This window comes from Streptomyces glaucescens (genome assembly GCF_002154375.1).
Lineage (GTDB): Bacteria > Actinomycetota > Actinomycetes > Streptomycetales > Streptomycetaceae > Streptomyces > Streptomyces glaucescens.
In genome coordinates this window covers 49,295-60,031 of the sequence record NZ_MUND01000001.1, presented here as the reverse complement: position 1 = coordinate 60,031, position 10,737 = coordinate 49,295, and the positions used below count along the sequence as shown (strand labels likewise).

At 75.8% G+C, this 10,737-nt stretch carries 12 protein-coding genes; 6 read left to right on the top strand and 6 right to left on the bottom strand.

Going from position 1 to position 10,737, the window contains the following annotated elements; genetic code table 11:
* The 3 genes from CCN42_RS00275 to CCN42_RS00265 form a co-directional block, all read left to right on the top strand.
* Positions 1-1,396 (top strand): hypothetical protein (locus tag CCN42_RS00275; RefSeq protein ID WP_086732506.1); only part of this gene is annotated, 1,396 nt, incomplete at its 5' end.
* Positions 1,393-2,040 carry a spherulation-specific family 4 protein gene (locus tag CCN42_RS00270; protein WP_086732505.1) on the top strand — a complete coding sequence of 216 codons (648 nt, stop codon included), beginning with the start codon at positions 1,393-1,395 and terminating at the stop codon, positions 2,038-2,040. The genes CCN42_RS00275 and CCN42_RS00270, both read left to right, overlap by 4 nt.
* On the top strand, positions 2,037-2,840 hold the full coding sequence (locus CCN42_RS00265) for an endo alpha-1,4 polygalactosaminidase (RefSeq protein WP_086732504.1): 804 nt from the start codon (positions 2,037-2,039) through the stop codon (positions 2,838-2,840). Before CCN42_RS00270 ends, CCN42_RS00265 begins: the two co-directional genes overlap by 4 nt.
* Before the next feature lie 8 nt (positions 2,841-2,848).
* Here the strand turns inward: CCN42_RS00265 and CCN42_RS00260 are convergent, their stop codons facing one another.
* Positions 2,849-3,640 carry an adenosylcobinamide-GDP ribazoletransferase gene (locus tag CCN42_RS00260; protein WP_245877081.1) on the bottom strand — a complete coding sequence of 264 codons (792 nt, stop codon included), beginning with the start codon at positions 3,638-3,640 and terminating at the stop codon, positions 2,849-2,851.
* Positions 3,641-3,702: 62 nt separating this feature from the next.
* On the opposite strand from CCN42_RS00260, the gene CCN42_RS00255 reads away from it, so the two are divergent.
* Positions 3,703-4,467, top strand: a complete 765-nt coding sequence (locus CCN42_RS00255; protein ID WP_086732503.1) for a hypothetical protein — start codon at positions 3,703-3,705, stop codon at positions 4,465-4,467.
* On the opposite strand, the gene CCN42_RS43615 is transcribed toward CCN42_RS00255, so the two are convergent.
* Positions 4,368-5,105 carry a hypothetical protein gene (locus CCN42_RS43615; protein ID WP_158102043.1) on the bottom strand — a complete coding sequence of 246 codons (738 nt, stop codon included), beginning with the start codon at positions 5,103-5,105 and terminating at the stop codon, positions 4,368-4,370. The two genes, CCN42_RS00255 and CCN42_RS43615, sit on opposite strands and share 100 nt — an antisense overlap.
* A gap of 70 nt (positions 5,106-5,175) precedes the next feature.
* Positions 5,176-6,336: a nicotinate-nucleotide--dimethylbenzimidazole phosphoribosyltransferase gene (gene cobT, locus CCN42_RS00245; protein WP_086732502.1), complete on the bottom strand. Its 1,161-nt coding sequence runs from the start codon at positions 6,334-6,336 to the stop codon at positions 5,176-5,178.
* Positions 6,337-6,514: 178 nt separating this feature from the next.
* On the opposite strand from cobT, the gene CCN42_RS00240 reads away from it, so the two are divergent.
* Entirely contained in the window at positions 6,515-7,570 is a 1,056-nt protein-coding gene (locus CCN42_RS00240; protein ID WP_086732501.1) for a class I SAM-dependent methyltransferase, read from the top strand.
* Positions 7,571-7,613: 43 nt separating this feature from the next.
* Here CCN42_RS00240 and CCN42_RS00235 read toward each other — a convergent pair whose 3' ends face one another.
* Entirely contained in the window at positions 7,614-8,822 is a 1,209-nt protein-coding gene (locus tag CCN42_RS00235) for a bifunctional adenosylcobinamide kinase/adenosylcobinamide-phosphate guanylyltransferase (RefSeq protein ID WP_169731376.1), read from the bottom strand.
* Between the two features lie 113 nt (positions 8,823-8,935).
* Here CCN42_RS00235 and CCN42_RS00230 point away from each other — a divergent pair, with 113 nt between their 5' ends.
* A complete protein-coding gene (locus CCN42_RS00230; RefSeq protein WP_086732500.1) occupies positions 8,936-9,190 on the top strand; it encodes a hypothetical protein in 255 nt (84 codons plus the stop codon).
* A gap of 120 nt (positions 9,191-9,310) precedes the next feature.
* Here CCN42_RS00230 and CCN42_RS00225 read toward each other — a convergent pair whose 3' ends face one another.
* Complete coding sequence (locus tag CCN42_RS00225) at positions 9,311-10,015, bottom strand: class I SAM-dependent methyltransferase (protein ID WP_086170177.1); 705 nt, start codon at positions 10,013-10,015, stop codon at positions 9,311-9,313.
* An 80-nt stretch (positions 10,016-10,095) separates the two neighbouring features.
* Complete coding sequence (locus CCN42_RS00220; protein WP_169731375.1) at positions 10,096-10,698, bottom strand: DUF3043 domain-containing protein; 603 nt, start codon at positions 10,696-10,698, stop codon at positions 10,096-10,098.
* Between the last annotated feature and the right edge of the window lie 39 nt (positions 10,699-10,737).

Here is a 10,737-nt window from a genome sequence, read left to right as displayed (position 1 = left end):
GCTGGAGGACTTCACAGCCGCCGCCGTCCACCCCGACGAGATCGCCGCGCTGCTGGAGTCCGACGGCCTCTCCGACGACCGGATACGCGAGCGGTACGGGGTGAAGGACTCCTTCGCGCTCGCCGAGGAGCTGTACGCCCGCGTCGACCGTCGCCACCCCGAACCCGACGGCCCCGTCCCCGACCCCTGGCAGGTGGGCCTGCTGGGCTGTCTGCTGCGCGGCGTGGTCTTCGCCCTCCCGGGCCTCGCCTACGTCCTCGGCGCCCCGCTCCTCGCCGGCCCCGACGACGACCTCGGCCTCCCCGCCGGCACGGTCCCGCTGCTCGCGGGCGCCCTCACCGGCTGGACCTGGAATCAGGGCCTCGCCCACCGCGCCCACTCGTGGCTCGGCCTCGGCGACCGCTCCGCCGCCCGCCGCTGTCTCCTCGCCGGCGCGCCGCTCGGCGCCCTGCTCGGCGCGCTCACCGCGCTCGCCGTCGCGGACACCGCCGACCCGGGCGCGCTCGCCTTCGCCGCCGGACAGTCCTGCTACCTGGGCGCCGCCACCGTCCTGCTGGTCATGGGCCGGGAACGGGCCCTGCTCGCCGCACTGTCACCGATGGCGGCCGGGGCGGTGGCGGCCCTGGTCACCGAGGTGCCGGAGCCGGCCCGGATCGCCCTGCTGCTCGGCTCGCTGGCCGTGGTCTCGGCGCTCGCCCTGCTCGACGTGGCCCCCGCGCTGCGCGAGCCGGGGGAGGGCAGCTGGACGGCGGGCCTGACGGCGCTGCTGCCCTTCGGTGCGCCGGACCCGTTCCCGCGCCGCGCCGGCGGCCCCCGGCTCACCGGCTCCGTGCCGTACGCGCTGTTCGGCCTCGGCAGCGGTGTCCTGGTGCTCCACGCGGCGCTCGGTGACGTCCTGGCGGGCGGAACGCACAGCGCGGTCGCGGCGCCCGCCGCGGTGGCGCTCACCCTCAGCATGGGGCCCGCCGAATGGCTGCTGTACCGCTTCCGCAGCGGCAGCCTCGCCGCGCTGCGTTCCACCGGCACCCCCCGCGCCTTCCGGCGTGCCGCCGCCCTGATCCTCGTCCGCTGCCTCGCCGGCTACCTCGCCGCGCTGCTCGCCCTCGCGCCGGCCGCCACCGCCCTGTGGCCGGGCTCCCCCGAGCCCACCGGGGTCCGCCTGGCCGGGCTGCTGCTGCTCGGCGTGGTGCTGTGGACCGGGCTGCTGCTCCAGTCGTTCGGCGCGATCCACGGCGCGGCGGCGGTGTGCTGCACGGCCGCCCTCGTCCAGACCCTGGCGCTGGTCACCCGTACGGGTGAGCCGCACGGGGTCGCCATGACGGTGTACGGCGCCTGCGCCGTCGTCCAGGCGGCCCTGGTCTGCGTCCTGCTGGGAAGGGCGAGCGCCCACCGATGAGCACCCTGCTGGTCCCGTACTACGAGCACCCGTCCGTCCGCCCCGCCGAATGGGACGCGATCGTCGCCGCCGCGCCCCGCCTCCACGGTGTGGTCCTCAACCCGGCCAGCGGGCCGGGCGAGGCCCCCGACCCGGCGTTCGCCGAGGTCGCCGCCCGGCTGCGGGCCGCGGAGGTCCGGGTGCTCGGGTACACCGACACCGACTACGGCCGCCGCCCGTACGCCGACGTGGCCCGCGACCTCGAGCGGTACCGCGACTGGTACGCCACCGACGGCGCCTTCCTCGACCAGGCGGCCGCCGGCCCCGAGGAGTTCGCCCACTACCGCCGGCTGGCGGGTGCCGCCTGGGCGGCGGGCTGCGCCACCCTCGTGCTGAACCACGGCACCCCGCCCCACCCCTGCTACGCCCGCATCGCCGACGTCGTGGTCACCTTCGAGGGCGACTGGACGACGTACCGCACCCGGCCGCCGCAGCCCTGGCCGGTCACCGGGGCGCGCCAGTGCCACCTCGTCCACGGCGTCCCCCCGGGCGTCGACCTCGCCGGACCGGCCCGGGAGCGCGGCGCCACCGTGCACTGCGCGGTGCCCGGCACGGGCGATCATCCTTGGGGTACGTTGCCGCACACCCTGGAGCCCGCCCGGTGAGACGCCCGATCCTCCTGCTCGCCCTGCTGTTGCTGGTCGCGGGCTGTACGTCCGCGCCCGACCGCGCGGACACGCCGGACAAGCCGGAGCGCCCCCCCGGGCAGCTCTGGCAGCCGCGCCCCGGCACCCCCTGGCAGTGGCAGCTCAGCGGCCGTCTCGACCCGACGGTCGACGTGCCGGTCTACGACATCGACGGCTTCGACCACGACGCGGACACCGTGGCCGACCTGCACCGCCGGGGCCGCAAGGTGATCTGCTACCTGTCCACCGGAGCCTGGGAGGAGTTCCGTCCGGACGCCGGGAAGTTCCCGGAGGCGGTGCTCGGCAGGGGCAACGGCTGGAAGGGGGAGCGGTGGCTCGACATCCGCCGCACCGACGTCCTGGAGCCGCTGATGGCGGCCCGCGTCGACATGTGCCGGGACAAGGGCTTCGACGCGGTGGAACCGGACAACATGGACGGCTACCGCAACCGCACCGGCTTTCCGCTCACCGCCGCAGACCAGCTCCGCTACAACCGGCTGATCGCCCGCCTCGCCCACGAGCGGGGCCTGGCGGTGGGCCTGAAGAACGACCTCGACCAGATCCCCGAGCTGGTCGGCGACTTCGACTTCGCGGTCAACGAGCAGTGCGCCCAGTACGACGAGTGCGACACCCTCAGCCCGTTCATCGAGGCGGGCAAGGCCGTCTTCCACGTGGAGTACGAGGTGCCGACGCGCGGCTTCTGCCCCGAGGCGCGGCGCCTCGGGCTCAGCTCGATGCTGAAGAGGTACGAGCTGGGGGCGTGGCGCCGGGCCTGCTGAACCCCGGCTCAGCCCAGGGCGAGGACGACCAGCGCCGTCGTCGCCGCCGTCTCGGCGAGCCCGCCGAACACATCGCCGGTCACCCCGCCGAACCGGCGCACACAGTGCCGCAGCAGCAGCTCCGCCGCGCCGAGCGCGAGCAGCACCGCGAGGACCGCCCGGCCGACGTCGTACGCGCCGAGCGGCGCGCCCCCGCCCGCCGCCGCCCCCAGCACGAGCAGCGCCACGACCAGCGCCCCGCTGCGGGGCACGACCCCCGCGACCGCCGCGCCCAGCCCTTCCGGGCGGGCGGCGGGCACTCCGGTGCGCGCGGCGAGGGTCAGCGCCAGCCGGGCCGCGGTGGCCGCGACCACGGCGGCGAGCGCGCCTCGCGCCCAGGAGCCGGCGTAGGCCTCGGCGAGGGCGGCCGTCTGGGCCAGCAGCACGAAGAGCAGGGTGATCACCCCGAACGGACCGATGTCCGACTGCTTCATGATGCGCAGCGCGTCCTCGGCGGGCTTTGCGCTGCCCAGACCGTCGGCGGTGTCGGCCAGCCCGTCCAGATGCAGTCCCCGGGTGAGCGCGGCCGGTACGGCGGCGGAGGCCACGCCGGCGAGCAGCGGCCCGGCGCCGAGCAGCAGGAGCAGTACCCCGGCCGCCGCCGCGAGGGCGCCCACGGCCAGCCCGGCGACCGGCGCGCACAGCATGCCGCCGCGGGCGGCGTCCCGGTCCCAGCGGGTCACCTTCACCGGCAGGACGGTGAGCGTGCCGAAGGCGAAACGGAGGCCGTGCGCGGGCGGTGCGGGCAAGATCGGGGACACGCCGGAAGGGTACGCGACCGTCCGGACGGCGCCCCGAGCGGAATCCGGCCACACTGGGACGTATGGGGCAGTGGCTGGAACGCAACATCGTCGAACCCGGCAAACTCCCCCTGCTGCTTGCCCTCGCCGCCTTCGTCCTCACCTTCGTGGTCACCCGGCTGATCACCCGCACGATCCGCGCCGGCAAGGGCCCCTTCCGCAACGTCCAGGGCGCGGGCGGAGTCCACATCCACCACGTCGTCCCGGGTGTCGTGCTCACCGTCATCGGCGGGTTCGGCGCGGTGGCCAGCGGGCGGGAAGGACTCGGCCCGGCGGTGTGCGCGGTGCTCTTCGGGATCGGCGCGGGGCTGGTGCTCGACGAGTTCGCGCTGATCCTGCACCTCGACGACGTCTACTGGAGCGAGGCGGGCCGCAAGAGCGTCGAGGTCGTGGTGCTGACCGTGGCCGTGGTCGGCCTGGTCCTCGCCGGATTCTCCCCGTTCGAGGTCAACGGCGTCGACGACGAGGAACGCCAGGGGCGGGGCACCGTCATCGCCACCGTCGCCGGGAACTTCGCCTTCTCCCTCGTCGCCCTCTGCAAGGGCAAGCTGCGCACCGCGCTGCTCGGCACGGTCGTGCCCCTCGTCGCCCTCGTCGGCGCCGTCCGCCTGGCCCGCCCCGGCTCCGCGTGGGCCCGCCGCTTCTACGCCCGCCGGCCGCGCGCCCGCGCCCGCTCCGCCCTGCGCGCCTACCGCCACGACCGCCGCTGGACGGGCCTGTCCCGCAGGGTCCAGGACTGGATCGGCGGCGCCCCCGACGAGCCCGTCCGCGCCCTGGACCACCGCTGACGCAGGGCACCGGCCGCGCACAGCGCCGACACCGCGGCGATCGCCGCCAGATGCTCCTTGCCGGCCAGGTTCTCCTTCACCAGGACCTCGATCACCATCGCCGCGATCACCGCTCCCGCGGTCACATACGCGCCGTGGCGCCAGCCGACGTACACCGCGAGCCCCACCACGGCCGCCGACGGGCCGGTGTCCACGACGTGCGCGTCCGTCGTGGGCAGGCCCAGCGGGGTGTGCGGGCCGAGCGCGATGCCCAGCCGGGCGTACAGCGTCCCGGCGAGCGTGGCGGCGTAGGCGAGCGCGAGGGTGCGGCGGCGGCCGAGACAGAGCTCCGCGATCCCGAAGACCACCAGGATCTGGGCGAGCGCGCCCCACACCGGCAGGTCGAGGGCCGGGACGAAGAGGGAGAGGGGCGTGCGCAGCAGGGCGAGCCACAGCGGGTCCGCCGCACGCACGGTGCCGGCTCCCTGCACGAGGCCGTAGCCCCACGACGTGCCGTGCACCCCGTGCAGGACGGCGGTCAGGCAGACCGCCCCGACGGTCAGCGGGACGGCCCCCAGCCGCCGCCGCAGCAGCGGTGGGCGCACGGCCGCGTACAGGGGTCCCCATTCGGCGCGGCAGAGACGGGCGAGCGTGTTCATCGCCCCGGTAGACCGTGCCGGACGGGGAGGAGTTCAGCGAGAACGGCGTGACCTGGGTCGCTCGGCCCGCTCAGGCCTCCTGCTTCTCCGCCGCCCCGTCCGCCTCGGCGCCGGCCTTCTCGGCACCGGCCTTCTCGGCCCCGTCCGCCTCGGCACCGGTGTCACCGGCCCCGGCCTCCCCGGCCGGCGCCTGCTCCGGCAGCTCCGCCGCCAGTGCCGCCGCGGACTGCACCAGCGGCAGCGCGAGCAGGCCGCCCGCGCCCTCGCCGACCCTCACCCCGTGCGTCAGCAGCGGCTCCAGCGCCATCCGGTCCAGCGCCTTCGCCTGGCCCGGCTCCCCGCTGTCGTGCCCGGCCAGCCACCAGTCCGGCGCCCGGAACGCGATCCGCTGGCCCACCAGCGCGCACGCGGCGGCCACCACGCCGTCCAGGATCACCGGCATCTTCCGCACCGCGCTCTGCAGCAGGAACCCGGTCATCGCGGTCAGATCGGCGCCGCCGACCGTCGCCAGCAGCCGCAACTGGTCGCCGAGCACCGGCCGGGCCCGGCGCAGCGCGTCCCGGATCGCGGCGCACTTGCGCATCCACGCCAGATCGTCGACGGCGAGCCCGCCCCGCCCGGTCACCACCGAGGCGTCCGTCCCGCACAGTGCGGCCACCAGCACGCCCGCCGCCGTGGTGCCGCCGACGCTGATGTCGCCGAGGACCACCAGGTCCGTCCCCGAGTCGGCCTCCTCGTCGGCCACCGTGACGCCGGCCCGGAACGCGGCCTCCGCCTCCTCCAGGGTCAGCGCGTCCTCGATGTCGATCCGCCCGCTGCCGCGCCGCACCCGGTGGCGTACGACGTCCGCGGGAAGCGTGTCCGGGTCGCAGTCCAGCGCCATGTCCACGACCCGCACCGGCACCCCGAGCCGCCGGGCCAGCACGGCCACCGGGCGGGCACCCCCCAGCACCTCGCGCACCAGCTCGTGGGCACTGCCCGCGGGCCGCGCCGACACGTCCAGCCCGGCGATGCCGTGGTCACCGGCGAACAGCACCACCCGCGGCTGTCCGACCGGCCGCACCGCAGCGGTGCCCTGCGCCGCGGCCAGCCACTCACCCAGGTCGTCGAGGCGCCCCAGCGATCCGGGCGGCACGATCTGGCGCTCCCGGCGCGCCTCGGCGTCCCGGCGCACCCCGCCGTCGGGGCGCTCGATCAGATCGGTGAAGTCGTCGAGATTAAGCGAGCTCATTCGCCGAACAGTACCGGCACCGGTCGAACAGGGCGGCGCCACCGGCCCACCACGCGGGCACCACGTCGTTGCACCCAAGATCGCGATCCCATACGTTCCCATTTGCCTGTGTACGCGTATGTGTACGGGTATGCATCCGTCCGTACCTGTATGTGACTGCCCGTCCCGGGAGCCGCCGATGCCGTCCTTGCCCGCCGCCCCGCAGGTGACCGCCCGCCGCCGCGCCGCCTGTCTCGCCGAACTCGCCCACGGCACCGAACGGTTCCTCGAACCGCGCCGCGCACAGTGCCCCTGGTGCGGCTCGCCGCGCCTGCGCACCCGGTTCTCCGTGCCCGACCTCCTCCAGGGCAGACCCGGCACCTTCGGCGTCGACGTGTGCCGCGACTGCGCCCACGTCTTCCAGAACCCCCGGCTCACCCTCGAAGGACTCGCCTTCCACTTCCGCGACCCGCAGCCGCGCACCGGCGACCCGCGCGCCTCCCGGCGCCGGATGCGGGCCACGGCCCGCGTCATGCTGGCGTACGGGGAGCCGGAGGGCTGGCTCGACGTCGGCACCGGGGACGCGGACTTCCCGGAGGCGGCCCGCGCCTTCTTCCCGTACACCGCGTTCGACGGCCTCGACCCCACCCCGCGCGTCCTGCGGGCCCGCGCGGCCGACCGCCTGGAGGAGGCCTACGTCGGCCACCTGACGACCCCCGGGATCACCGACGGACTGCACGCCCGCTACGACGTCGTCAGCCTGCTGCACCAGCTGAACCGCACCCCGGACCCCCGCGCCGACCTCCACGCGGCGCTCGGCCTGGTCCGCCCCGGCGGGCACCTCCTGGTCGAACTTCCGGACCCGGCCAGCGCCTTCGCGACGATCCTGGGCCGATGGTGGCTCGCCCACACCCAGCCCCGCCACCTCCACCTCATCCCGCCGGCCAACCTCAGGGCGGAGCTGGAGTCCCAGGGCTGCGCGATCGTCCGGACGGACCGCCTCCACACGCCCCACGACCTGACCGTCGCGACGGCCCTCGCCCTCACCCACGTCCTGCCGCCCCAGGACGCCCCCTGGCGGCCCATCCCCCCGACCGAGTTCCAGCAGGCCCTGCGCGCGGCCCTCACCTACGCCACCGCGCCCCTCACCGCGGCCGCCGCGGCGACGGACCACGCCCTGGCCCCCCTGCTCCGCCACACCGGCTTCGCGAACACCTACCGGATGATCGCCCGCAAGGGCCGGCGCGCCGCGTAGGCGCATCGACACGAGCGCCGCCGCAGGCCCCGGGGGACGTCCCCTACCCCCGCAGCACCAGTGCCTGCCCCGCCACCACCAGCACCACCTGCTCGCACTCCCCGGCGACCGCCGCGTTCAGCCGTCCCAGCTCATCGCGGTACCGCCGCCCCGACGCCGTCGCCGGCACGATCCCGGAGCCCACCTCGTTCGACACGGCGACCACCACCCGCCGCGCCTCCCGCACGGCCACCGCCAGCTCCCGCACCCGGTCCCGCAGGGCGCGCTCCCCGCCGCCGGCCCACTCCGCGTCGTCCCACGCCCCGACCGCGTCCATCGCGTCGGTCAGCCACAGCGACAGACAGTCGATCAGCAGCGGCGGCCCCTCGTCCTTCAGCAGCGGCACCAGATCGCACGTCTCCACCGTCCGCCACGACCCCGGCCGCCGCTCCCGGTGCGCCGCCACCCGCGCCGTCCACTCCCCGTCCCCACCCCGCGTCCCGCCGGTCGCCACGTAGACCACCTCCGGGAACGCCTCCAGCCGCCGCTCGGCCTCCACCGACTTCCCGGACCGCGCCCCGCCCAGCACCAGCGTCCGCCGCGGCACATCCGGCACGTCCTCGTACGCCCCCACCGCCAGCGTCGTCCCGTCCGGGACCGCCCGTGCCCCGGCCGCCGCCAGCCGCCGCCGCAGCTCCGCCCCCGGCGGCACATCGTGATCGAGATGGACGGCGACCACGTCCGTCGTCGGCCCGACCGCCCCCACCGCCCGCAGCCGCGCCAGCGCGTCGGGCCGCCCCACCACGTCGGCCAGCACCATGTCGTACGGCTCCGCGTGCGCGGTGCCCTCCTCCAGACCGGCCGGGGCACCACCGGGCGGCAGATACAGCAGCCGCTGCCCGTCCGGCCCCGACACCGCGTACCCCGTGCCCGGCGCGTCCATCGCCACCGCCCGCACCCGGTGCCCCGTCAGCAGCGCCAGCTCCCGCCCGTCCGGCACCCGCCCCGGCTGCGGCAGCCCGGCCGGCACCTCGACGGCCGGCCCGTTGTGCGGGTGCGAGAGCAGCACCTGCCGCACCCCGCCCAGCGACCGCCCCGCCCGCGCCGCCGCGAACGCCGCGCCCGGCGTCAGGTCCAGCAGCAGCGCTCCGTCCAGGAGCAGCGCGGTCGCCGCCCGCGCGTGCGGCCCCAGCGCGGTCGCACAGGCCGCGCAGGGGCAGTCGGGGCGGGGCAGTCCCGCGGGGGCACCGGTGCCGAGCAGAGTCAGTTCCACGGACCCGATTTTCGCGTGTCCCCGCAGCTCTTGCGCGTCCGGCTAGGCTCAGGGCAGGGGCCGGACCAAGATCCGGCCCGTGCTCTGCTGGTGCCGACACCTGGGAGGCGTACATGGCGGCATGGACGTGGCGGTTCGAGAAGGCCGACGGGACGGAGGTCCAGCCCGCGGTCCAGCCCGAGGAGTTCACCACACAGGGCGACGCCGAGTCGTGGATCGGGGAGCACTGGAAGGACCTGCTCGACGGGGGCGCGGACCAGGTGCGCCTGTCCGAGGACGGCACGGAGATCTACGGCCCGATGAGCCTGCACGCGGAGGACGCGGCGGACACGGCCGACACGGCGGACGCGGCCGAGGCGACGTCGTAGCGACGGCCGCACGCGGGAACGGCCGTCCCGGCGACGGCCGTCCCCGGAACGACCGAGGGGCGGCCCGCACCGGGCCGCCCCTCGTGTTCCGTTCCGTCCGGTGTCCGCGCCCGGCGGCCCTCAGCCCCGTACGCCGCACAGGTGCAGCAGCGCCGCGACCCCCCGGTACGGGTCCGTCCGCCCGGCCTTCTCCTCCACCGCCAGCAGCGCCTCCAGGTCGGCAGGCGCCTCCGCGCCGTCCGCCGCCGTGTCCGTGAAGACCCGCACCCCGTACCAGGCGTGCAGCGGCGCCCCGATCCCGGCGAGCGTGGCGGTCAGCGTGCTCAGCCGGTCGGCGCGCACGTCCAGCCCCAGCCGGTTGCGGTACGCCGTGGTGTCGAAGGAGGCCAGCGCCCCCGCCCAGTCCCCGGACAGGCCCGGCCGCATCGCCAGCGCGTCCCCGTTGCGCACCAGCAGCGACAGCAGACCGCCCGGCGCCAGCACCCGCGCCAGCCCCGCCAGCAGCGGATCGGGCTCCTCGACGTACATCAGCACGCCGTGGCAGAGCACCACGTCGAAGCTGCCCGGCAGGAAGTGCACCCCCGTGTCCCGGCCGTCGCCCTCGATGATCCGCATCCGCTCCCGGATGCCCTCCGGCTCACCGGACAGCGCCGTACGCGCCGCGGCGATCATCGTCGGATCCTGCTCCAGACCGGTGATCTGGTGCCCGGCCCGGGCCAGCCGCAGCGCCTGCGTGCCCTGGCCCATGCCCACGTCGAGCACCCGCAGCCGCTGCCCGACCGGGAACCGTCCGACTATCTGCTCCTCGAGCTGCCGGGCGACCAGCTCCTGTCGTACGACATCGCGCAGACCGCCCACCTTGCTGAGCCAGGCGTCGGCCGCACCCCCGGTGAACGGCGCAGCGCTCAGGGCCGTTCCCCGCGCTTGACCTGCGGCTTGGGCAGCCGGAGCCGGCGCATCTGGAGAGAGCGCATCAGGGCGTAGGCGACGGCGCCGCGCTTGTTGTCGTCGGGGAAGCGCTCCGCCAGCCGCTTCTTCAGGCGGAAGCCGGTGACGAACGAGTCCAGCACGATCAGGACGATCACCACGAGCCACAGCAGCAGCGCGACGTTCTGCAGCGCGGGCACCCGCACCATGCTCAGCACCAGGATGACCACGGCCATCGGCAGGAAGAACTCCGCGATGTTGAACCGCGAGTCGACGAAGTCGCGCGCGAAGCGGCGCACCGGGCCCTTGTCCCGGGCCGGCAGATAGCGCTCGTCACCGCCCGCCAGCGCCTGGCGCTGCCGCTCCAGGGCGGCCCGGCGCTCCTCGCGCTGACGCTTCGCGGCCTCCTTGCGCGTCATCTGCGTGTTGGCCACGCTGCGGCGCTGCGACTGGGCCTCGCTGCGCTTGGGGGTGGGTCGGCCCTTGGGGGCCTGCGGGTCACGGGGCTGCTTGGAGACGGTCACCGGCGCCTTGTCGGCGACGGCTGCCTTCTCATCCTTGGTGGCACGGCTACGGAACACAAAACCCAAGGGTACGGGGTGCTCGGGGTTGGACCCCAG

Excerpts from the sequence above, each read along its gene's own strand:
- CCN42_RS00270 (WP_086732505.1), top strand. The coding sequence starts at position 1,393 with ATGAGCACCCTGCTGGTCCCGTACTACGAGCACCCGTCCGTCCGCCCC.
- CCN42_RS00230 (WP_086732500.1), top strand. The coding sequence starts at position 8,936 with ATGGCGGCATGGACGTGGCGGTTCGAGAAGGCCGACGGGACGGAGGTC.
- CCN42_RS43615 (WP_158102043.1), bottom strand. The coding sequence starts at position 5,105 with ATGAACACGCTCGCCCGTCTCTGCCGCGCCGAATGGGGACCCCTGTAC.
- cobT (WP_086732502.1), bottom strand. The coding sequence starts at position 6,336 with ATGAGCTCGCTTAATCTCGACGACTTCACCGATCTGATCGAGCGCCCC.
- CCN42_RS00255 (WP_086732503.1), top strand. The coding sequence starts at position 3,703 with ATGGGGCAGTGGCTGGAACGCAACATCGTCGAACCCGGCAAACTCCCC.
- CCN42_RS00240 (WP_086732501.1), top strand. The coding sequence starts at position 6,515 with ATGCCGTCCTTGCCCGCCGCCCCGCAGGTGACCGCCCGCCGCCGCGCC.